The 21,280-nt window shown below is 68.1% G+C and carries 19 protein-coding genes; 4 read left to right on the top strand and 15 right to left on the bottom strand.

The window, feature by feature from the left end; genetic code table 11:
• Nucleotides 1-65 precede the first annotated feature (65 nt).
• From nusB to I2487_RS08720, 8 genes are all read right to left on the bottom strand, one after another.
• Nucleotides 66-491: a transcription antitermination factor NusB gene (gene nusB / locus I2487_RS08755; RefSeq protein WP_207172282.1), complete on the bottom strand. Its 426-nt coding sequence runs from the start codon at nt 489-491 to the stop codon at nt 66-68.
• A gap of 8 nt (nt 492-499) precedes the next feature.
• Entirely contained in the window at nt 500-1,063 is a 564-nt protein-coding gene (gene efp, locus I2487_RS08750) for an elongation factor P (RefSeq protein ID WP_207172284.1), read from the bottom strand.
• Nucleotides 1,064-1,173: 110 nt separating this feature from the next.
• A complete protein-coding gene (gene aroB, locus I2487_RS08745; protein WP_207172286.1) occupies nt 1,174-2,337 on the bottom strand; it encodes a 3-dehydroquinate synthase in 1,164 nt (387 codons plus the stop codon).
• On the bottom strand, nt 2,334-2,894 hold the full coding sequence (locus tag I2487_RS08740) for a shikimate kinase (protein ID WP_207172288.1): 561 nt from the start codon (nt 2,892-2,894) through the stop codon (nt 2,334-2,336). The genes aroB and I2487_RS08740 overlap by 4 nt, the downstream gene beginning before the upstream one ends.
• Entirely contained in the window at nt 2,894-4,141 is a 1,248-nt protein-coding gene (aroC, locus tag I2487_RS08735; protein ID WP_207172290.1) for a chorismate synthase, read from the bottom strand. Before aroC ends, I2487_RS08740 begins: the two co-directional genes overlap by 1 nt.
• An 8-nt stretch (nt 4,142-4,149) precedes the next feature.
• Nucleotides 4,150-5,121 (bottom strand): shikimate dehydrogenase, encoded by a 972-nt coding sequence (locus tag I2487_RS08730; protein WP_207172292.1) that lies wholly within the window; start codon nt 5,119-5,121, stop codon nt 4,150-4,152.
• Nucleotides 5,118-6,893 carry an endolytic transglycosylase MltG gene (locus tag I2487_RS08725; protein ID WP_207172294.1) on the bottom strand — a complete coding sequence of 592 codons (1,776 nt, stop codon included), beginning with the start codon at nt 6,891-6,893 and terminating at the stop codon, nt 5,118-5,120. The genes I2487_RS08730 and I2487_RS08725 overlap by 4 nt, the downstream gene beginning before the upstream one ends.
• A gap of 94 nt (nt 6,894-6,987) precedes the next feature.
• Nucleotides 6,988-8,418: a DUF349 domain-containing protein gene (locus I2487_RS08720; protein ID WP_207172296.1), complete on the bottom strand. Its 1,431-nt coding sequence runs from the start codon at nt 8,416-8,418 to the stop codon at nt 6,988-6,990.
• A gap of 82 nt (nt 8,419-8,500) precedes the next feature.
• Here I2487_RS08720 and hisS point away from each other — a divergent pair, with 82 nt between their 5' ends.
• The 3 genes from hisS to I2487_RS08705 all read left to right on the top strand — a co-directional run bounded on the left by hisS (nt 8,501) and on the right by I2487_RS08705 (nt 13,349).
• Complete coding sequence (hisS, locus tag I2487_RS08715; protein WP_207172298.1) at nt 8,501-9,841, top strand: histidine--tRNA ligase; 1,341 nt, start codon at nt 8,501-8,503, stop codon at nt 9,839-9,841.
• A gap of 53 nt (nt 9,842-9,894) precedes the next feature.
• Nucleotides 9,895-11,739, top strand: coding sequence for an aspartate--tRNA ligase (aspS, locus tag I2487_RS08710; RefSeq protein WP_207172300.1), 1,845 nt, complete (start codon nt 9,895-9,897; stop codon nt 11,737-11,739).
• A 68-nt stretch (nt 11,740-11,807) separates the two neighbouring features.
• Nucleotides 11,808-13,349, top strand: a complete 1,542-nt coding sequence (locus tag I2487_RS08705) for a replication-associated recombination protein A (RefSeq protein WP_345941379.1) — start codon at nt 11,808-11,810, stop codon at nt 13,347-13,349.
• 199 nt (nt 13,350-13,548) lie between these two features.
• Here the strand turns inward: I2487_RS08705 and qcrB are convergent, their stop codons facing one another.
• The 4 genes from qcrB to ctaE form a co-directional block, all read right to left on the bottom strand.
• Nucleotides 13,549-15,276, bottom strand: a complete 1,728-nt coding sequence (qcrB, locus tag I2487_RS08700; protein ID WP_207172302.1) for a cytochrome bc1 complex cytochrome b subunit — start codon at nt 15,274-15,276, stop codon at nt 13,549-13,551.
• A gap of 5 nt (nt 15,277-15,281) precedes the next feature.
• Nucleotides 15,282-16,334: a cytochrome bc1 complex Rieske iron-sulfur subunit gene (qcrA, locus tag I2487_RS08695; protein WP_207172304.1), complete on the bottom strand. Its 1,053-nt coding sequence runs from the start codon at nt 16,332-16,334 to the stop codon at nt 15,282-15,284.
• 63 nt (nt 16,335-16,397) lie between these two features.
• The gene (gene qcrC / locus I2487_RS08690) at nt 16,398-17,195 is read right to left on the bottom strand and encodes a cytochrome bc1 complex diheme cytochrome c subunit (protein ID WP_207172306.1); all 798 of its coding nucleotides are present in this window, start codon (nt 17,193-17,195) and stop codon (nt 16,398-16,400) included.
• A 59-nt stretch (nt 17,196-17,254) separates the two neighbouring features.
• A complete protein-coding gene (ctaE, locus tag I2487_RS08685) occupies nt 17,255-17,902 on the bottom strand; it encodes an aa3-type cytochrome oxidase subunit III (protein ID WP_518523714.1) in 648 nt (215 codons plus the stop codon).
• Between the two features lie 200 nt (nt 17,903-18,102).
• On the opposite strand from ctaE, the gene trpD reads away from it, so the two are divergent.
• On the top strand, nt 18,103-19,185 hold the full coding sequence (gene trpD / locus I2487_RS08680) for an anthranilate phosphoribosyltransferase (RefSeq protein ID WP_345941378.1): 1,083 nt from the start codon (nt 18,103-18,105) through the stop codon (nt 19,183-19,185).
• Here trpD and def read toward each other — a convergent pair.
• From def to I2487_RS08665, 3 genes are all read right to left on the bottom strand, one after another.
• A complete protein-coding gene (gene def / locus I2487_RS08675) occupies nt 19,166-19,831 on the bottom strand; it encodes a peptide deformylase (RefSeq protein ID WP_207172308.1) in 666 nt (221 codons plus the stop codon). The genes trpD and def overlap by 20 nt on opposite strands.
• A gap of 129 nt (nt 19,832-19,960) precedes the next feature.
• Nucleotides 19,961-20,362, bottom strand: a complete 402-nt coding sequence (locus tag I2487_RS08670; protein WP_207172310.1) for a cytochrome c oxidase subunit 4 — start codon at nt 20,360-20,362, stop codon at nt 19,961-19,963.
• Nucleotides 20,362-21,280: cytochrome c oxidase subunit I (locus tag I2487_RS08665; RefSeq protein ID WP_207173032.1), on the bottom strand; the 919-nt coding region annotated here is incomplete at its 5' end. The genes I2487_RS08665 and I2487_RS08670, both read right to left, overlap by 1 nt.

Genomic DNA, 21,280 nt, shown 5'->3' with positions numbered 1-21,280 from the left:
GGGCGGCTGCCGCCGCATCGCGGCGCAGCTGCTGTCCTGCTCGGCGCGTGATGCACGCGCCGGGTTCACTCTACGTCATCGACCTCGACCAGCGTGGGCTTGAGCACCTGGATCCGTCCGAGCAGGCCGTTGACGAAGCTGGGCGAGTCGTCGGTGGAGAGCTCCTTGACCAGTGAGACGGCCTCGGAGACCGCCACGTTGTCGGGGATCTCGGTGTTGCACAGCAGCTCCCAGGCCCCGATCCGAAGCGCCATCAGGTCCACCCGCGGCATCCGCTCCAGGGTCCAGCCGCGCGCGTAGGTGGCGAGGATCTCGTCGATGTGCTCCTGCTCGGACTTCACCCCGTCGATGAGCTCGAGGACGTATTCGTTCACGATCAGGTCCGCGCGCTCGCGGCGGACCCTCAGGACCTCGAAGGGGTCCATGTCTCGCTGTTCGGCCTCAAAGAGGATCTCGAGGGCCCGACGGCGGGCTTTGCTTCGCTTTGCCACTGGCGGGATCAGTCCGTGACTCGGCCGAGGTAGGCGGAGGTGCGGGTGTCGACCTTCACGCGGGTGCCCTGGTCCACGAACAGCGGGACCTGGATCTCGTGTCCGGTCTCCAGGGTGGCGGACTTGGTCCCGGCGTTGGAGCGGTCACCCTGCAGGCCCGGCTCGGTGTAGGTGATCTCCAGGACCACCGAGGGCGGCAGGTCGAGGTAGAGCGGGGTGCCGTCGTGCAGGGCGATGGTGACCTCGTGGGACTCCAGCAGGAAGTTCGCGGCGTCGCCGACCACGGTGGCGGGCACGGTGATCTGGTCGTAGTCGCGCAGGTCCATGAAGACGAAGTCCTCACCATCCTGGTAGAGGTACTGGTAGTTGGAGCGGTCGACCGTGGCGAACTCCACCTTGGCGCCGGCGTTGAACGTCTTGTCCACGGCCTTGCCGGTGCGGATGTTCTTCAGCTTGGTGCGCACGAACGCGCCGCCCTTGCCCGGCTTGACGTGCTGGAACTCGAGCGTGTTCCACAGCTGCCCCTCCATCTTGAGGACGGAGCCGTTCTTGATGTCGTTCGAGCTGGCCACAATCTGCCTTTCCTGGGTCGTGAGGGCATGGAGTTCGATGCACAGCCGCGGCTGGACGCCATGGCTGCTCCACGCGGCGCCAGTCGATTCTACAGGCTCGCGCGCCGAGCTCAGAGCGACATCATGGTGCCCGTCTCCGGCTGGGCGATCTCCTGGTAGGTCGCGAAGAGGATCGAGGCGTCCGGGATCTCCACGGTGGCCGGCTGTCCCTGTCCGTTGAGCAGCACGAATCGCAGCTGGTCGCCACGGTTCTTCTTGTCCCGACGGATGCCTTCGAGCAGCTGGCTCCAGCGGTCATCGCGGTAGGTGGTGGGCAGTCCGAGCAGGGTCAGCACGGCGTGGTGGCGGTCAGCGGTGGCGTCGTCGAGCCGGCCCAGGCTGCGCCCGAGCTCGGCGGCGAAGATCATGCCCACCGAGATGGCCGCGCCGTGGCGCCACTGATAGCGCTCGGCGAGTTCGATGGCGTGGCCCAGCGTGTGGCCGTAGTTCAGCGACTCCCGGACACCTGATTCGAGCATGTCCTGCCCCACCACCTGAGCCTTGACCGCGACGGCGCGCTCGATGAGCTCGCGGATCTGCCAGGAGTGCGGGTTCTGCGCCTGCTCCGGTGCGGCTTCGATGATGTCCAGGATCCGCTCGTCGGCGATGAATCCGCATTTGACCACCTCGGCGAGGCCGGCGACCAGCTCGTTGCGCGGCAGGGTCAGCAGCGTGTCCAGATCGGCGAGCACCCCGGCGGGCTGGTGGAACGAGCCGACCAGGTTCTTGCCCTCGGAGGTGTTGATCCCGGTCTTGCCGCCCACGGCGGCGTCGACCATGCCCAGCAGCGTGGTGGGCATGTGGACCACGCGGATCCCGCGCAGCCAGGTCGCGGCCACGAAGCCCGCGGCATCGGTCACCGCTCCCCCGCCCACGGCGACGATCGCGTCGGAGCGGGTGAAGTCGTTCTGCCCCAGGACCTGCCAGCAGAACGCGGCGACCTGGATGTGCTTGCCCTCCTCGGCGTCCGGGATCTCAGCGACCAGTGCCTGATACCCGGCCTTCTCGAGGTCCTCCCGGACCACGTCGCCGGTGGCGCGCAGCGCCCGGGGATGGATCACCAGCACCCGTTCTGCCTGCGCGCCGACGAGTCCGGGCAGCCGGGAGAGCAGCCCGTTGCCGATGACGACGTCGTAGCCCAGCTCTTGACCTCCGGTGCCCGCGCCCTCCCCGACGGTGATGATCGTGGGCTCCGCGGCGGGGGCGGAAGCCTCGGTCTCGGCCTGGTGACTCATACGCTTGGGTCTCTCCTGGAGGTGGTGTTGAGGGCTCGCACGATGTGATCGACGCGCACGTCGATGTGCGCATCGTCTGGGGTCATGACGATATCAGCGCAGTCTCGATAGATCTGCTCGCGTTCGGCGTAGATGCGCTTCCAGGCCTGCACCGGGTGGGCGCCGAGGATGGGTCGGGTAGAGCCGTCACCCAGCCGCAGCGCGGCCTGGTCCTCGGTGAGGTCGAGCAGGACCACCAGCTGATCACGCAGCAGCTCACGGGTGCCGGCACTGAGCACCGCTCCCCCGCCGAGGCTGATCACCGAGGGGCGCGGAGAGTCCAGCAGCTCGGCGACGATGTTCTGCTCCTCGGCCCGGAACGCGTCCTCGCCGTGGAGCGAGAAGTATTCCGGGATGGGGCCGTGACGGGCGACGAAGAAGTGGTCGCTGTCCACGTGGGGCCGGTGCAGACGTCGGGCCAGGGCCGCACCGACGGTGGACTTCCCGGAACCCATGGGTCCGATCAGCACGATGTTGCGGCCGTCGCCTCGCTGGTCAGCGGCTGCGGGTTGACGCATCAGTCTTGCATCGCGGCCGGGGCCTGCAGCGGGTCGCCGTCGGCTCCGGCGCCGGAGGGGTCGCCGCCCAGCTCGGGGAGATGCTCGAGGTAGCCGCGCAGGTTGCGCCGCACCTCGGTCACCGAATCCCCGCCGAACTTCTCCAGCACGGCCTCGGCGATGACCAGTGACACCATGGCCTCGGCCACGACGCCGGCCGCCGGGACGGCGCAGACGTCGGAGCGCTGGTGGTGGGCGGTGGTCGCCTCCCCGGTGGCGGTGTCCACGGTGCGCAGCGCGCGCGGCACGGTGGCGATGGGCTTCATCCCGGCGCGGACCCGCAGCGGACCGCCGATGCTCATGCCGCCCTCGATCCCGCCGGCGCGGTTGGAGGTGCGCTCGATCTGGCCCTGCTCGTCGAGGGTGATCTCGTCATGGGCGGCGGACCCGCGGCGTCGGGTGGTCTCGAAGCCGTCGCCGACCTCCACGCCCTTGATCGCCTGGATGCCCATCAGCGCCCCGGCCAGCCGTGAGTCCAGCCGGCGGTCCCAGTGGACGTAGCTGCCGAGCCCCGGTGGGAGCCCCTCGACGATGACTTCGACCACGCCGCCGAGGGTCTCGCCTGCACGGTGGGCGTCGTCGACCTCGGCGACCATCCGCTCGGAGGTCTCGGCGTGGAAGCAGCGCAGCGGATCCGCGTCCAGCGCGGAGGCGTCTGCGGCGCCTGGCAGCGGGGCGTCGGCCGGGATCTGTACCGGGCCGATGGCGGTGGTGTGGGAGACGGTCGTGATCCCGAGCTCGTCCAGGAAGGACTGGGCCGCGGCGCCGAGGGCCACGCGGGTGGCGGTCTCGCGCGCAGAGGCGCGCTCCAGGACCGGGCGGGCCTCGCCGAATCCGTATTTCTGCATCCCGGTGTGGTCGGCGTGGCCGGGGCGGGGTCGGGTCAGCGGGGCGTTGCGGGCGAGGTGGGCCAGCTCTTCGGGGTCCACCGGATCCGCCGACATCACCTTCTCCCATTTGGGCCATTCGGTGTTGCCGACCTCGATGGTCAGCGGACCGCCGATGGTGACGCCGTGGCGCACCCCGGCCAACAGCGCGACCTGGTCCTGCTCGAACTTCATCCGGGCCCCGCGGCCGTAGCCGAGACGGCGGCGGGCGAGCTTCTCCTGCACCGCGGCGGTGCTCAGCGAGACGCCGGCGGGAAGCCCTTCCAGGATTCCGACGAGGGATTTGCCGTGTGATTCTCCGGAAGTGAGCCAGCGCAACATGGGGTCCATCATAAACCGATGGAGCGCCTCATCTTTGCCACCATCTGGGCGTGGGACTCTTCGGAGAGCTCACCGGCAGGGGTCGAGGTGGCCGCGCTGAAGAGCTCCACCTGCTTCACCGCCTGGTGCAGCAGCATCACCAGACCGCTGACCACCCGGCCTCCGGAGGCCTCCCAGGAGCTGGCCAGGGCCGAGGGCCAGGGGTCGTAGGCGACGTCGAGCAGCGGGATCGGGCGGTCCAGCCGGGGCAGGGTGGCGGAGAGCTCGTCGGCGGCGCGCGGCGGCAGCGTGGAGACCACCGCGTCGGGGCGGATTCGGTCAGGATCCTGACCGCCGGTGTGCAGGTCTGCGGGGAGCTCCGAGAGTTCGCTCACGCTGAGCCGCAGCCCCAGGGCGGAGGCCACGGGTGCCAGCTCCAGGCCGCGCTGGACCGAGCGCACATAGCTGCGCACGTGGGTGTAGCCGAGTTCCGCGGCGGCGGCCAGCGCGGCGGTGGCGGTGGCCCCGGCGCCGATGATCCCGAGACTTCCCCGCCCCGACGTCGCGCCCGGGTGCAGCCCGGCCTCGCCCAGGGCGGCCACGATGCCGTCCACATCGGTGTTCTCGCCGTAGAGCGTGCGCACACCGCCAAGGCTGCCAGTGCGGCCGGAGCCACCGTAGCTGCCAGTGCGGCCGGTGCCGCTGGCAGCTTCGCCGGCCGGTCGGTGGACGACGGTGTTGAGCACGCCCAGCGCGGCGACCCGAGCCGAGATATGGTCCGTCGCACTGACCATGGCGGCCTTCAGCGGCATGGTGACCGACCAGCCCAGCCAGTCCTGGGCGTCGCCGGCGCCGCCCAGAAAGTCCTGCAGGGACTCCTCTGGCACATCGATGCGCCGGTACTCGGCGTCCAGCCCCAGGTGCGCATAGGCGGCGGTGTGCAGCAGCGGGGAGAGTGAGTGGGCGATCGGGTGGCCCAGCACAGCGGCCTGTCGGGTCACGGTCCCGCGTTCTCCTGGGTCGGCTCGCCTTCGCAGATCTCGGGGTTGTCCTCGCAGTACGCGTTGAACTCCTCCACGTAGCCGAGGTGCTCCTCGTAGGTGGAGGCGAACTCGGTGTCTCCGGTCTCGAGGTCCACCGTGACCCAGTAGAAGTAGTCGTTCTCATCCGGGTTCGCGGCAGCTTCCAGGGTCGCCATATTGGGCGCGGCCACGGGCCCCGGGGGCAGTCCTGGGTTCTGGTAGGTGTTGTACTCGTTGGAGGCGTCGGCCCGCTCCTCCTCGGTGAAGTGCACGCTCTGCGTGCCGAGGCCGTAGATCACGGTGGCGTCGATCTGCAGCAGTCCGTCGGTCTCGGAGTTGTTCGGGGCCAGCCGGTTCTCGATGATCCCGGCGATCTCTTCGTAGTCGCCGGGCAGGCCCTCAGCGGTGAGCAGCGAGGCCACGATCACGGTGCGCCACTGCTCGTCCTCCTCGGTGATGCCGAGCTCGTCGAGCCGCTCGAAGGTGGTGTCCACCAGCGTCTGCAGGATCTCTTCAGGTGTGGCCTCGAGGCTGGGCTGGTATTCACCGGCCGCCAGATAGCCCTCGAGCGTCTCGGCCTCCTCGGGAAGCCCGTAGGCCGCGGGGTCCTCGGCGGCCTGCCGGATGTCGCTCTCCGGGATGCCGGTCTGCGCGGCGATGGAGCTCAGCGCCGCGTCGATGCGGGTGTTGTCCTGGAGCGAGATGTAGTGCAGCGCCTCGCCCTGTTCGAAGATCACTGCCAGCGCGTCCTCGGCAGGCATCTGCTCACGCAGCTGAAACTCGCCCGGCTGGAGCTCGGGTGCGTCCTCGAGCTCCGCAAGGGCATCGTCGAATGCGTCCTCACTGGCGATGATCCCGGCTTCGAGCAGTCGGTTTCGCACCAGGGCGGGGCCGTCGCCCTCTTCAACCGTGAAGTCCACGACCTCGCCGGCCTGGGTCTCGAAGTCCTCGGGACCGCCCCCGCCGAACAGAGACTGCAGCACGACCACGAAGCCCACGAGCAGCACCGCGAAGAGCCCGAAGGCCACGCTCAGCGTGAGGTTGCGCCGGCGGCGGCGACGGCGGCGCTTCTCCAGCACCGCCTGGGTCGCACCGCCTTCGACGGCGGAGACCGTCTGGTAGCCGCGGCCATGGCTGGAGGAGGAGATCAGCAGCGGGGTGCCGTCGTCGTCGTGATCGATGCGGGTGCCTTCGTAGTAGTCGTCTTCGAGGTCTTCGTCATGCAGGAAGTCTGATTCCTCCGCCATGGCGTACTCGGACTCCTCTTCCGCCTCCTGCCCGGAGAGCGCCTGATCGGAGCCGGTCATCACCTGATCGAAGGGGGTCACGGCGGAGGGAGCAGCCAGCTGGGGTCCCGTGTGGTCCCAGCCGTCCTCGGTGAGGTCATCCCGGTAGAAGGCGACCGTCTGGTCGAAGACCACCGTGGCCTGGATCGGCGCGATGGCCGGCAGCGGCACCCGGGGCGCGCCGGGATCCACAGCGGGATCCTCCTCGCGCTGACCCACAGCGGGGTCCTCCTCGCGCTGACCCACAGCGGGATCCTCCTCGCGCTGCCCCGCAGCGGGGTCTTCCCCGCGCCGCGCCGCAGCGGCGGCGGAGCCGGCACGCACGGAGCGCAGCGTCTCGTCGAGCGCGCGCTCCTGCGAGGCGCTCTGACGCTCACGCTTCGCCCCGAATTCGCGCTCCCGGTCCTCGCGAATCTCGCGGCGGCTGCGCGGGGAGCCCGACTCATGCGGCTGTTGATCGCTCACGCGGGGTCCTTACTGGATGTCGACGGCACAACGCCAGGGACCCATCGGGAATGGCTCATGGGTCACCGGATCTTTGACGAGTGTAATCCATTCGTTACTTCAACATATCTCGCCAGCTTCTTCTTGCGTCCAATGCTTCTTTGGCTTCGGAAATCCGCTGGTCGTCCCCGCTGACCTGGGCGGCTTCCAGTGCCGCCTCAAGTTCGGCAATAGCCTCGTCGAGCTGGGTGAGCATCGAGTTCTGCCGTGCGAGGGTCTCGGGGTCGGTCTTGCGCCAGTGTGTCTGCTCGGCGTCGCGGAACGCATCCTGGACCCGCTTGAGCCGGCCCTCCACGGACTTCATATCGGCCCGGGGCACACGCCCGGCGGCGTCCCAACGGTTGAGCAGCGCCTGGTGCTTCTCCCGGATGGCCTCGGGGTTCTCGATCGGCATCAGCGTCTCGAACTCCTCGAGGAGCGCCAGCTTCACGGTGAGGTTCTCGGCGTACTCAGCGTCGGTCTCGGCGTTGACCTTGTCCCGGTTGCCGAAGAACACGTCCTGCGCGGCACGGAATCGGGCCCACTGCGCGTCGTCGGTCTTGCGGGCGCCGCGGCCCAGGGCCTTCCAGTCGTCCATCAGCCGGTGGTAGGCCTTGGTGGTCGCTCCGTAGTCATCGGAGTCCTTGAGCTGCTCCGCCTCGGCGATCAGCGCCTCCTTGGCGGCCTTGACCTCGCCGTGCTCCTTGTCCCTGGTGGCGAAGAAGGCGCGCCGGTTCTTCTCGAAGAGGTTCCGCGCGGCGCGGAATCGCTTCCAGTAGGGGTCTTCCTGGGACTTCGTCAGCCGCGGGGGCTTCTTCTGCTCGGCCTTCCAGGCCTCGAACAGCTCATTCATCCGCGCCTGGGCGCTCTTCCAATGCTGTGTGGTCGGGTCGGCATCCGCCAGCAGCTCCACCTCGGCCACGATCTGCTCACGAACCGCCAGGTGCTCGGCGAGGACGACCTCGGCCTCCTGGGCCTCCACGGCTGCGCGCTGATCGATCTCCGTGGAGATCTCCTTCAGCAGCTCGCTCAGCGCCGCCACGTCGCCCACCCAGGTGCCCGCGGTGAGCTCCTTGCGGATATGTCCCAGGGACTCATGCAGCGCCTTGGCGGAGTCGGCTCCGGCCGCGGCGCGGGCCCGCAGCAGCAGCGCACGGTTGTAGAGCTCGTCAAACTTCCGGGTGAAGTAGTGCAGCGCCTCGTCCGCGCTGGCACCGGAGAACTGTCCGACGTAGGTCTCGGCGGCCGGTGACTCAGCGGACGCCTCGGTCTGTCCGGCCTCCGGCGCTGCTCCGTCGGCCTCCGGCGCTGCTCCGTCGGCCTCCGGCGCTGCTCCGTCCGCCTCCGGCACGGCCGCGCCAGCCTCCGGGACGGCGGGGGCGGCGGTCACCGGCTGACCGGTTGCGGGGGCCAGTGCGTAGACATGGCCTTCCTCATCCACCCGGGCGAATCGGCGGGCATCGTCGAGGGAGGTCTCATGGTGGTCGGGCTTGACTGCAGGACTCATGCCACCAGCCTACCGGAGCCGTTATGCTGAACGGGCCCGATTCCAGGCTTCCCCCGACGACCCAAGGACTGCGCGCACACTCATGGCTCGAACCAGCTCTCTCTCCGGCTTCACCGAATGGCTCCCCGAGGAGCGGCTGGTGGAGCTGCATGTCTTGGACACGCTTCGTGAAGTGTTCGAACGCCACGGCTTCGCCTCGATCGAATCACGGGCGGTGGAGACCATCGACACGCTGCTGCAGAAGGGCGAGATCGACAAGGAGATCTACGCCGTCTCCCGGCTGCAGGAGGAAGAGGGACGCGAGGCCCGGCTGGCGCTGCACTTCGACCTGACCGTGCCCTTCGCCCGCTATGTGGTGGAGAACGCCGGGCACCTGGACTTCCCGTTCCGGCGCTACCAGATCCAGAAGGTCTGGCGCGGTGAGCGGCCACAGGACGGCCGCTACCGCGAATTCACCCAGGCCGACATCGACCTGGTGGGCGACGGCGCGCTGCCGTTCCGCAGCGATGTCGAGATCGGCGTGGTGATGGCCAAGGCACTGGAGGCGCTGCCGATCGGCGACTTCATGCTGCGGGTCAACAACCGCAAGCTCTCCGAGGGCTTCTACCGCTCCATCGGGCTCACCGACACCACCGCGGTGCTGCGCGCCATCGACAAGCTGGAGAAGATCGGCGCCGAGAAGGTGCGCGAGGAGCTGGTCTCCTCAGGGGCCGCCACTGCCGAACAGGCGCAGCAGGCGCTGGAGCTCGCCCAGATCCGCGCCACCGACACCAGCTTTGTCGCCGCCGTGCGCGAGCTGCTGGGCTCGAAGGCGCCCGATGAGCTGCTCGAGGCCGGACTGAGCGAGCTCGAAGAGGTCGTCGCGGAGCTCAACAAGCGGGTCCCCGGTCGGGTCACCGCCGATCTCTCCATCGCCCGAGGCCTCGACTACTACACCGGCACGGTCTACGAGACCGTGCTGATCGGCCACGAGTCGCTGGGCTCGATCTGCTCCGGCGGCCGCTACGAATCCCTGGCCTCCAAGGGCAAGCGCACCTTCCCCGGCGTCGGGCTCTCCATCGGGGTCACCCGGCTGGTCTCCCGGATCCTGGCCGAGGGCGGACTCTCCGCCAGCCGCAAGGTTCCCGCCGCGGTCTTCGTGGCGCTGCGCTCCGACGCCGACTGGGGCGCCGCCCAGGACGTGGCCGATGCGCTGCGCGCCCGCGGGATCAACGTGGAGGTCGCGCTGAAGGCCGAGAAGTTCGGCAAGCAGATCCGCCACGCCGATCGCCGCGGCATCCCCTATGTCTGGTTCACCGAGGACGACGGCAGCCACGAGGTCAAGGACATCCGCACCGGCGCGCAGACGCCCGCCGATCCGGCCAGCTGGACGCCCCCGGCCCAGGACGCGCTCCCGCGGATAGTAGAATCGGCCACCGACTGACTCCCCGGGCCGCAGGCCCGCACTCGAGCAACTGATCCCTCAGGAAGGACACCGTGCTTCGCACACACACCTCCGGCTCCCTCACCGCCGAGAACATAGGCCAGACCGTCACCCTCACCGGATGGGTGGCGCGACGCCGAGACCACGGCGGGGTGGCCTTCCTCGATCTGCGTGACTCCTCCGGCGTGGCCCAGGTCGTGGTGCGCGAGGAGGCGGACTTCGATCCGCTGCGCAACGAGTTCGTGCTGCAGGTCACCGGTGCGGTGGAGCGCCGCCCGGCCGGCAACGAGAACCCGAACCTGCCCTCGGGAGAGGTCGAAGTCCTGGCCGAGACCGTCACGGTGCTCAACACCTCGGCCCCGCTGCCCTTCCAGATCGATGAACACGTCGAGATCGGCGAGGAGGCGCGGCTGCGCCACCGCTACCTCGACATGCGCCGGGCCGGCCCGCAGCGCGCGCTGCGCCTGCGTTCCGAGGCCAACCGGGTCGCCCGGGACCTGCTGCACCACGAGTCCTACACCGAGATCGAGACCCCCACGCTGACCCGCTCGACCCCCGAGGGCGCCCGCGACTTCCTGGTCCCGGCGCGCCTGGCGCCCGGAGCCTGGTATGCGCTGCCGCAGTCCCCCCAGCTGTTCAAGCAGCTGCTCCAGGTCGGCGGCTTCGAGAAGTACTACCAGCTGGCCCGCTGCTACCGCGACGAGGACTTCCGCGCGGACCGTCAGCCCGAGTTCACCCAGCTCGACATCGAAGCCAGCTTCGTGGAGCAGCAGGACATCCTCTCCCTGGGCGAGGAGCTGGTGCGCCGGCTCTGGAAGCTCATCGACGTGGAGCTGCCCGCCGAGATCCCGCACATCACCTACCACGAGGCGATGGCGCGCTACGGCTCGGACAAGCCGGACCTGCGCTTCGACCTGGAGCTGACCGAGCTCACCGAGTACTTCAAGGACACCCCGTTCCGGGTGTTCAAGGCGCCCTACGTCGGAGCCGTGGTGATGCCCGGCGGCGCCTCGCAGCCCCGCCGCACCCTCGACGCCTGGCAGGAGTGGGCCAAGCAGCGCGGCGCCAAGGGCCTGGCCTATGTGCTGATCGGCGAGGACGGCGAGCTCGGCGGCCCGGTGGCCAAGAACCTCTCCGAGGCCGAGAAGGCCGGGCTGGCCGCCGCCACCGGCGCCTCACCGGGAGACTGCATCTTCTTCGCCGCGGGCGAGGTCTCCCCCTCTCGCGGACTCCTCGGCGCGGCACGCAATGAGATCGCCGAGCGCGTGGGACTGATCGACAAGACGGCATGGTCCTTCGTCTGGGTGGTCGATGCTCCGATGTTCGAACCCGCCGCGCAGGCCCAGGCCGCCGGCGATGTGGCAGTGGGCTCCGGGGCGTGGACCGCGGTGCACCACGCGTTCACCGCACCGAAGCCGGAGTTCGCAGAGAGCTTCGACACCGATCCCGGCTCCGCCCTGGCCAACGCCTACGACCTGGTCTGCAACGGCAACGAGATCGCCGGCGGATCGCTGCGCGTCTACCGCCGCGACGTCCAGGAGCGGATCTTCAAGGTCATGGGCATCCCCGAGGACGAGGCCCAGGAGAAGTTCGGCTTCCTGCTGGACGCGTTCAAGTTCGGCGCGCCGCCGCACGGCGGCATCGCCTTCGGCTGGGACCGGGTGGTCTCCCTGCTCGCCGGGGAGGACTCCATCCGCGAGGTCATCGCGTTCCCCAAGTCCGGCGGCGGCTACGACCCGCTCACCGCGGCACCCGCTCCGATCACCGCCCAGCAGCGCAAGGAGGCCGGTGTGGACGCGAAGCCCGAACCGAAGCCCGAGACTGAGACCAAGGCCGAAGGCACCGCCGCGGGCAAGGACCAGTCGAAGGATCAGGAGAAGGCGAAGGCTCAGGCCTGAGCCCCCGCCAGGTACTCTGAAACGGATTCTTCTCGAATCCGTCCACGCAGCCAGCCCTAGGAGGCGCAGTGGCCGATCCGATCACCGGGGACCTCTTCGCCTCCGACGACTTCGACGACGCGCCCGCCGCCACGCCGCAGACGGGCGCGCGTCGTCGGCATACGCCGCTGGCGGTGCGGATGCGTCCCCGGGCGCTGGAAGAGGTCCTGGGCCAGCAGCACCTGCTCGAGCAGGGCTCTCCGCTGCGGGTGCTGGCCGAGGGCAACCGCGGCCCCGCCGGGGCCTCCTCGGTGATCCTCTATGGCCCTCCCGGCACCGGGAAGACGACGCTGGCCCATGTGCTCGCCAGGGGTGCCTCACGGAAGTTCGTGGAGCTCTCCGCGATCCGGGCCGGCGTCAAGGACGTCCGGCAGGTCATGGACCGCGCGCTGGAGGACCGGGACCTGCGCGGGACCACCACGGTGCTCTTCCTCGATGAGATCCACCGGTTCAACAAGGCGCAGCAGGATGCGCTGCTGCCGGGGGTGGAGAACGGCTGGGTGATCCTGGTCGCCGCTACCACGGAGAATCCCTCGTTCTCGATCATCGCCCCGCTGCTGTCCCGGTCACTGATGCTCACGCTGCGCTCTCTGACCCAGGACGACCTCTCCGGGCTGATCACCCGGGCGCTGCAGGACCCCCGTGGCCTGGACTCGGCCTTCGCGCTCGAAGACGTGGCCCGAGACCATATCCTGCGCATGGCCGGCGGCGATGCGCGCCGGGTGCTGACCACCCTGGAGGCCGCGGCCGCCGTCGCCATGGGGCGCTCCCCCGAGGACGGCGAGGCCGCCGCCAATCCTGCCGACGATGGCGGCGTCGCTCCGGCGGCCGATGACGGCGTCGCTCCTGCCGCCCACGACGGTGAGGACGGCGACCCGGCCCACGTGGATGACCCCTCCGCCGCCGATCGGGCGTCGGGCTCCCCGGTGCTGATCACCGCCCGCGACGCCGAGCAGGCCATGGACTTCGCCGTGCAGCGCTACGACCGGGACGGAGACCAGCACTATGACATCGTCTCGGCCTTCATCAAGTCGCTGCGCGGTTCGGACCCGGACGCGGCGCTGCACTACCTGGCGCGGATGGTGGTGGCCGGAGAGGACCCCCGCTTCATCGCCCGACGCCTGGTGATCGCCGCCGGCGAAGAGGTCGGGATGGCCGACCCCTCGGCGCTGCTGACCGCGATGGCCGCCGCCGACGCCGTGCAGCTGATCGGCATGCCAGAGGCCAGGATCCTGCTGGCCCAGGCCACGGTGCACATCGCCACCGCACCCAAGTCCAACGCCTCCTATAAGGCGCTCGACGCCGCCATCGCCGATGTGCGGGCCGGCAGATCCGGCTCGGTCCCGCCGCATCTGCGCGACGCACACTATTCCGGGGCACACCGGATGGGCCACGGCAAGGGCTACGTCTACGCCCATGACCAGCCGCATCACGTCGCGACCCAGCAGTATGTGCCCGATGAGCTGATCGGTGTGGACTACTACAGGCCCACCGGCAACGGAGCCGAGCGCGCCGTCGCCGAACGGCTGGAGAAGCTGCGCATGATCATCCGGGGTGCGGACCGGACCTAGCGGGCATGCGCCGCCCCGCAGAGATCACCCACTGGCCCTGAGGCTGGACTCCCCCGGGCCCAGTTTGAGTTCGCCCGAGCAAGTCAGCCCACACCCGTCGGCCCGGTGACTTCACGCGACACGCAGAAGCGGCCGCCTCCCGAGAGGGAGACGGCCGCTTCTGCGCGGTGGGCACCGAATCATCGGTGCCCCCGGGTGATCAGCTCTTCCGGGACTCGATCGCTCCGACGGAGCCGGCAGGCAGCTCTGCGGGAGTGCCGTGGTCGTCGTGCGAGAGGGCCTCGATGTACTCCTCGCGGCTCACAGGCGCGACCCGATCCTCGAAGAAGGTCCGGTTCAGCCTGACCCGGGACTTCTCCAGGAGTCCGACCTTGCCCTTGGCGTTCGGGCGGGCCGGGGTGACCTCGGGAGATTCGTAGGCGACCAGGGTGTAGAGCTCGTAGTCGCTGACCCGGGTGTGCTTCTCACGGAATTCACCGTGGGGCAGCATCTCGATGACACCGGCCTCGTTGCCATGCAGCACGATCTCGCGATCCTTGCGCTGCAGGGCCAGACAGATCCGCTTGGTGATGATGAACGTGAGGATCGGTCCGGCGAAGAACAGCACTCGAAGCCAGATGAGCACGTCGTTGAACGAGAGCGAGAAGTGGGTCGCGATCAGGTCGGAGGACGCGGCAGCCCACATCACGAAGTACCAGATCATCATGGCCATGCCGAAGGCGGTGCGGCCGGGGGCGTTGCGCGGCCGGTCCAGGATGTGGTGTTCCTTCTTGTCACCGGTGATCCAGGCCTCGATCCAGGGCCAGACGAACAGACCCAGCAGGAGCGCGGTGATCGGGAGGAAGGTGACCAGCACCGGCGTCGCCACGCTGTTGCCGCCCCACGGCGTCGGGATCACGAATTCCAGCGGGATGTCGCCGATGTAACCCGGCATCAGGCGCAGCAATCCGTCGAACCAGCCGATGTACCAGTCAGGCTGCGTGCCCGCCTGCACCGGGGAGGGGTCATAAGGCCCGTAGTTCCAGAGCGCGTTGATCTGGAAGGTGCCGGCCAGCAGAGCCAGCACGCCGAAGACCACGAAAAAGAAGCCACCGGCCTTGGCGGCGTAGACCGGACCGATCGGGTAGCCGACCACGTTGCGCTCGGTGCGGCCCGGGCCGGGGTACTGGGTGTGCTTGTGGGTGACCACCATGAACAGGTGGACCGCGATCAGGATCAGGATCACTGCCGGGATGATGAAGATGTGCAGCGAGTAGAGACGGGGGATGACCTCGTCGCCGGGGAATTCGCCGCCGAAGAGGAAGAAGGAGATGTAGGTGCCGACCATCGGGATGGCCTTGAGCATGCCGTCGATGATGCGCAGGCCGTTGCCGGAGAGCACCTCATCAGGCAGCGAGTAACCGGTGAAGCCGGCACCGAGGCCTGCCAGCAGCAGGGTGCAGCCAACCACCCAGTTGAGCTCGCGGGGCTTGCGGAAGGCGCCGGTGAAGAACACGCGCAGCATGTGGATGGCCATCGCCATCACGAACATGAGTGCACCCCAGTGGTGCAGCTGGCGCATGAACAGGCCGCCGCGCACATCGAAGGAGAGCTGGAGCGCGGTGCTGTAGGCGGTGGACATCTCCACGCCCTGCAGCGGGACGTAGGACCCGTCGTAGCGCGTGCTGGCCATGGAGGGGTCGAACCAGAAGGTCAGGAACGCCCCGGAGATCACGGTGATGACGAAGCTGTAGAGCGCGACCTCACCGAACATGAAGGTCCAGTGGTCCGGGAAGACCTTGCGGCCGAACTCCCGCACCATGCCGGTACCGCCCACGCGGGTGTCCACGTAGTTCGCGATCCTGCCGGTACGGGTCGCCGGCTGGTACTGATCCACCTCGGAGTACTGCTCCTCGGTGTACTTAGATTCTAGAGACTGAGTGCTCATGAGTTTTAGCCACGCTCCCAGTAGGTGGGGCCGACGGGTTCGGTGAAATCGCTGCGAGCGATGAGGAAGCCCTCATCGTCGACTGTGATGGGCAGCTGGGGCAGCGGCCGGCCTGCCGGACCGAAGATGACCTTGAACTCCTCAGCGGCGTCGAAGGTCGACTGGTGGCAGGGGCACAGCAGGTGGTGCGTGTGACGCTCGTAGAGCGCCACCGGGCAGCCGACGTGTGTGCAGACCTTGGAGCAGGCGATGATCCCCTCGTACTTCCAGTCCTCGCGACCGGGAGTCACGGGCTCGAAATCGTCGGGGTTCATCCGGATCAGCAGGACGACGGCCTTGGCCTTCTCGGCCAGGCGATCGCCGTGACCGGAGACCTCGCGCAGCGTCTCGGGGATCGCGTGCACCGCGGAGCCGACCGTGAGGTCGGAGGCGCGGATCGGGGTGCCGGTGGGATCGCGCACCAGGCGCACTCCCTCTTCCCACATCGTGTGGCGCATCCGTTCGGGCCCGAAGTCCTCGGAACGATCGAGATCGCGGAAGACGATGACCGCGGGCAGCGGGGCCAGCAGAGCGGCACCGATGAGCGTGTTGCGCAGCAGCGGCCGACGCTTGATCTGGGTCTCGTCGACGATCTCATTGATCGTCTGGGCGGCTTCGGCGCGGTCTGCTTCCTTGCGCAGCGGCTTGCGGTCCTCGATGACCTCATGGTCGGGCATCAGGGCGCGGGCCCACTGCACGACGCCGAGTCCGATGCCGAGCATGGCGAAGGCCACGCCGAGGCCGAGCAGGGTGTTCTGCAGCCGGAGCATCTGAAGATCACCGGCGGTGACGCCGACGGCGAAGTAGCCGACGAAGAACATCACGGTACCGATGATCGAGATCAGGAAGAGCGCAGAGACCTGCCGCTCGGCGCGCTTGGCGGCCTTCTCGTCCGCGTCGCTCAACCGCGGGCGGTGCGGGGGCAGGCCCGGGTTGTCGATGGCGTAGCCACTCGACCTTCCCTCACCTGCTTTGATGACGGCGCCCGAGTTAGGACCGCCGTTACCGTGCTCGCCCATATGGTTCTCGTCCTTTGCTTCAGTGTTTACGTGTGCGGGGTGCTTAGGTGCTGCCGGTGATGCTCAGGAGGACCGTGAGGTCAGCCAGACCATCGAACCGATCAGCAGGGCCAGTCCGAGGGTCCAGATGAGCAGACCCTCCGAGACCGGTCCCAGCGAGCCCAGCGAGAACCCGCCCGGCACGCCTTGAGATTCGTTGTTCTTCAGGAAGGCGATGATGTCGCGCTTGTCCTCGGGAGGGATGTTCGAGTCGTTGAACTCGGGCATGTTCTGCGGACCGGTCACCATGGCCGCGTAGATGTGCCTGGACTCCACACCGTCAAGGGCGGGCGCGTACTTGCCTTCGGTCAGCGCGCCGCCGGCGGCGGCTGCGTTGTGGCACATGGCGCAGTTGATCCGGAAGAGCTCGCCGCCGCGGGCGATGTTGCCCTGCTCGACGTCGAGGTACTCCTCGTCGGGCACTGCGGGGCCGGAGCCCAGGGAGGCGACGTAGGCCGAGAGCTGCATGGTCTGTTCGTCATTGAACTGAGCCGGCTTCTTCTGGGCCTGCGGGCCGGACATCTGCATCGGCATGCGGCCGGTGCCGACCTGGAAGTCCACGGCGGCAGCGCCGGAACCGATCAGGGACGGACCGGCATCCGAGCCTTCTGCGTTGATGCCGTGGCAGGTGGCGCAGTTGGCCACGAAGAGGCGTTCGCCCTCCTCCACGTCTGAGGCGGAGTAGGCCTCGGCAGCGTTGGTCGCCTGCGCGTCGTTGATGGAGGTCGCCGCGGCGTAGAGCCCTCCAGTGAGCAAGAGGCCCAGGAGGAGCAGCGCCACTGCCGCGAGTGGGTGGCGACGCTTCTGTGAGAGTGCCTTCACGTGCCGGTTCCTAACTTTTCGATGCGATACAGGCTGGGGTGCTGAGGCTGGCGTGTGGATCAGACGAACAGCGGCAGCAGGTAGACGATGCCGAACAGCGCGATCCACACGACGTCGACGAAGTGCCAGTAGTAGGACACGACGACGGCGGCGTGAGCCTCCTTATGGGTGAACTTCACGCTGAAGTACGCCCGTGCGATCACGTAGAGGAAGGCGATCAGTCCACCGACCACGTGCAGGCCGTGGAAGCCGGTGGTGATGTAGAACGCGGAGCCGAAGGCGTTCGAGGAGACGGTGATCCCGTGAGAGACCATCACCGCGAACTCGTAGGTCTGGCCGCCGATGAAGATCGCGCCCATGATGAACGAGAGGATGTACCACTCGACCATGCCCCAGTGCTGGATCTGGAACGCGCCTCCGGTGCGGCGCGGCTGATGCCGCTCGGCCGCGAAGACACCGAACTGAGCAGTCACCGAGCTGGCGACCAGGATCACCGTGATCGTGGTGGCCAGCGGGATGTCCAGTTCACTGGCACCCTCGGCGAACATCTCAGACTGCGTGGAACGCAGTGTGAAGAACATGGCGAACAGGCCGGCGAAGAACATGAGCTCGCTGGTGAGCCAGACCATGGTGCCCACGGACACCATGTTCGGGCGGTTCGGCAAGGTTCGCGCCGGAGCGATTGGGGCTTGGGTTGCAGACGTCACGCATTCATTATGTCCTGAAACCCCAAGGATTTGCGACACCGTTGACCACTATGGCGTGGTTCCAGATCCTTGTCAGGGGGCGGATTCCGCGCCATTCCCAGGATCCGCCAAGGTGGAGCGGGTCAAAAAAGTCGACAATATTTCTACAGCGTGTCGAAATTGGACGGACTCCACACGGAATCGGCCGATAGTCTGGGGCTGTGAAACCTCCACACTCCCCTGATCCGCTCCCCCTCAGCCCCGCGCTGCCCGCCAGCTGGTCGGAGCTGCTCGAGACCCTGCTCGCCGGGGAGCACCTCACGTCCGCCACCTCGGCCTGGGCGATGGAGCAGCTCATGAGCGGCGCCCTGGGCGACGGGCAGGTGGCGGCCTTCCTGGTCGCGCTGCGCGCCAAGGGTGAGGTCGCCGAGGAGCTCGTCGGGCTGAGCAGCACCATGATGGACAAGGCAGTGCCGCTGAGCATCCCCGGGCCCACCTTGGACATCGTGGGCACCGGTGGGGACATGCTGGGCACAGTGAACATCTCCACGATGGCCTCGCTGACCGCGGTCGGCGCCGGGGCTCGCGTGGTCAAGCATGGCAATCGCGGCGCCTCCAGCACGGCCGGCGCCGCCGATGTGATCGAGGCGCTCGGGGTGAACCTGAGCCTGAGCGCAGAGCAGGTGGCCCGGGCCGCCGAGCAGGTCGGCATCACCTTCCTCTTCGCGCAGAGCTTCCATCCCTCGATGCGACATGTGGGACCGGTCCGGCGCCAGCTGGGAATCCGGACGGTGTTCAACTTCCTGGGGCCGCTGTCGAACCCGGCGCGGGTGACCGCCCAGGCGCTGGGCTGCGCCAGTCCCACACTGGCCCCGAAGATGGCCCAGGTGCTCGCCATGCGCGGCACCCGAGGCTTGGTGTTCCGGGGCCGCGACGGTCGGGACAAGATCACCACCTCTGCGGCCACCGACATCTGGGAGGTCCGCTCCGGTGAGGTCTCACACACCGTCCTGGAGCCAGAGGACGTGGGACTCTCCCGGGTGGCGGTGGCGGACCTGCGAGGGGGCACCGGCACCGAGAACGCCCAGATCGTGCACCGACTGCTCTCCGGGGAGCCTGGGCCGGTGCGCGACGCCGTCGTGCTCAATGCCGCAGGAGGGCTCACCAGTCTCGATGAGCCGGCCGACGGGCCGCTGGTGGAGCGGCTGAGGACCAATATGCGCCGGGCTGAGGAGGCCCTTGATTCAGGCGCCGCCGCGCAGGTGCTGCGCCGCTGGGTGGAGTTCAGCCAGGGTGTGAGCTGAGGCCCCGCTCCGAAGATCCGGCGTCCTCCGGTCGGGCCAGTCCCTCGGGCTCGGCCAGCTCCTCGGGCTCGTCGTGGCCGAACGGGTCGGGGTCGACCCCGGGCAGCCAGGTCAGCCCGGGCTGGTTCCAGCCCTCCTTCTTCACGACCTTCTTCCAGCGCCGAGCCCATTTCGGGTCGAGCCGGTTGACGTAGAGATAGCCGTCGAGGTGGTCGTATTCGTGCTGCAGGACTCGGGCGAACCAGCCGGTGGCCTCGAACTGCAGCGGCTCTCCGCGCAGGTCGAGCCCGGTGATCTCCACGTGCTCGCTGCGCTTGAGCGGGTAGTTGTATCCCGGGGCTGACAGGCAGCCCTCGGACTCTTCCTCCGGGTCCGCCGATTCCTTGGAGACCTTGCCGATCAGGCGCAGCCGCGGGTTGATGATCACTCCGCGGGAGGGCTGATCCCCGGAGTCGGCGAAGCTGTAGGTGAAGATGCGCAGCCCGACGCCGACCTGCGGGGCCGCCAGCCCGACACCGTGGGCGGCGTCCTGAGTCTCGATCATGTCGGCGACAAGCTCGCGGATGGAGTCGTCGATGCGTTCGACCTCCTGCGCTCGTCGATGCAGGACTGGTTCACCGTGGATCGTGATGGGGCGGATCGTCATAGCCAGAATTCTACGCAACGCGTGGTGCGCCGGCGGACGAGACCCGCCAGCTCCTGCACCGGGACACAGCAAGGCCCGCCGCGAGTCTGTGCTCACGGCGGGCCTTGCTGTGACGGGTGTCGGTGTGGATCAGTGCGCGTAGCGCTTCCGGTTGAACTCCATGACCCAGCCGGTGATGAAGAACAGGCCAGGGATCAGGGCGAGGAAGAAGACCCACCAGTCGATGGCCAGCCCGAAGAAGGCAAACGCTGCGGAGAAGCCGAGGCCCAGCGGCCACCAGCTCCACGGAGCGAACTCCCCGTAGTTGCCGGCCATGTGCTCGATCTCGCCCTCCGGGTTGTCCCCGTCGAGCACGTCATGGTTCTTCGCCACCATGCGCAGGTAGAACCAGAGCATGAAGCCCATGCCGGCGGTGAGCAGCAGCAGCGGGAATCCGGCCAGGTCTGACCATCCGCTCCAGAAGCCGTAGATGAAGGCCACGATGAACACGAAGACGCCCAGGCCCAGGAACAATCCGATATTTGCCTTCATCAGACACCTTCCTTATCCGACTGATCTGCCGGGCCGAAGATCTTGCCCGCAGGGGTCTGCAGGGTATGACGATCCGCGAGCTCGGGGTGGTGCAGATCCAGTGCAGGACGCTCGGAGCGGATCCGCGGCAGCGAGTAGAAGTTATGCCGCGGCGGTGGGCAGGAGGTCGCCCACTCCAGCGAGCCGCCGAAGCCCCACGGGTCATCCACCAGCACCTTCTTGCCCTTGCGCGAGGTGATCCAGACGTTCCAGAAGAACGGAATCAGCGAAGCACCCAGCAGCATCGAGAACACCGTGGAGAACTGGTTCATCGTGGTGAACCCGTCTTCGACCATGTAATCCGCATAACGACGCGGCATGCCCATGACGCCGAGCCAGTGCTGGATCATGAAGGTGCCGTGGAAGCCGACGAAGAGCATCCAGAAGTTGATCTTGCCCAGACGCTCGTTGAGCATCTTGCCGGTCCACTTGGGCCACCAGAAGTAGAAGCCTGCGAACATGGCGAACACCACTGTGCCGAAGACCACGTAGTGGAAGTGTGCCACCACGAAGTAGGTGTCGGAGAGGTGGAAGTCCAGCGGCGGGGCGGCCAGGATGATGCCGGTGAGCCCGCCGAAGAGGAAGGTCACCAGGAAGCCCAGGCTCCAGAGCATCGGGGTCTCGAAGGTCAGCGACCCTCGCCAGAGCGTGCCGATCCAGTTGAAGAACTTCACCCCGGTGGGCACCGCGATCAGCATGGTCATCAGCGCGAAGAACGGCAGCAGCACCGCACCGGTGACATACATGTGGTGGGCCCACACGGTCACCGACAGCGCCGCGATGGCGATGGTCGCGTAGACCAGGCCCTTATAGCCGAAGATCGGTTTGCGGCTGAAGACCGGGAGGATCTCCGAGACGATGCCGAAGAACGGCAGCGCG

This window comes from Nesterenkonia sp. E16_10 (assembly GCF_017347085.1).
Taxonomy (GTDB): Bacteria; Actinomycetota; Actinomycetes; order Actinomycetales; family Micrococcaceae; genus Nesterenkonia.
Note: the sequence above shows the minus strand (reverse complement) of the source record. Positions and strands in the feature narration are given on the sequence as shown.

What these genes read in the sequence shown, in the direction of transcription:
- aroB (WP_207172286.1), bottom strand. Translation starts at nt 2,337, where the DNA reads ATGAGTCACCAGGCCGAGACCGAGGCTTCCGCCCCCGCCGCGGAGCCC.
- I2487_RS08740 (WP_207172288.1), bottom strand. Translation starts at nt 2,894, where the DNA reads ATGCGTCAACCCGCAGCCGCTGACCAGCGAGGCGACGGCCGCAACATC.
- aroC (WP_207172290.1), bottom strand. Translation starts at nt 4,141, where the DNA reads ATGTTGCGCTGGCTCACTTCCGGAGAATCACACGGCAAATCCCTCGTC.
- I2487_RS08720 (WP_207172296.1), bottom strand. Translation starts at nt 8,418, where the DNA reads ATGAGTCCTGCAGTCAAGCCCGACCACCATGAGACCTCCCTCGACGAT.
- hisS (WP_207172298.1), top strand. Translation starts at nt 8,501, where the DNA reads ATGGCTCGAACCAGCTCTCTCTCCGGCTTCACCGAATGGCTCCCCGAG.
- qcrB (WP_207172302.1), bottom strand. Translation starts at nt 15,276, where the DNA reads ATGAGCACTCAGTCTCTAGAATCTAAGTACACCGAGGAGCAGTACTCC.
- qcrA (WP_207172304.1), bottom strand. Translation starts at nt 16,334, where the DNA reads ATGGGCGAGCACGGTAACGGCGGTCCTAACTCGGGCGCCGTCATCAAA.
- def (WP_207172308.1), bottom strand. Translation starts at nt 19,831, where the DNA reads ATGACGATCCGCCCCATCACGATCCACGGTGAACCAGTCCTGCATCGA.
- I2487_RS08670 (WP_207172310.1), bottom strand. Translation starts at nt 20,362, where the DNA reads ATGAAGGCAAATATCGGATTGTTCCTGGGCCTGGGCGTCTTCGTGTTC.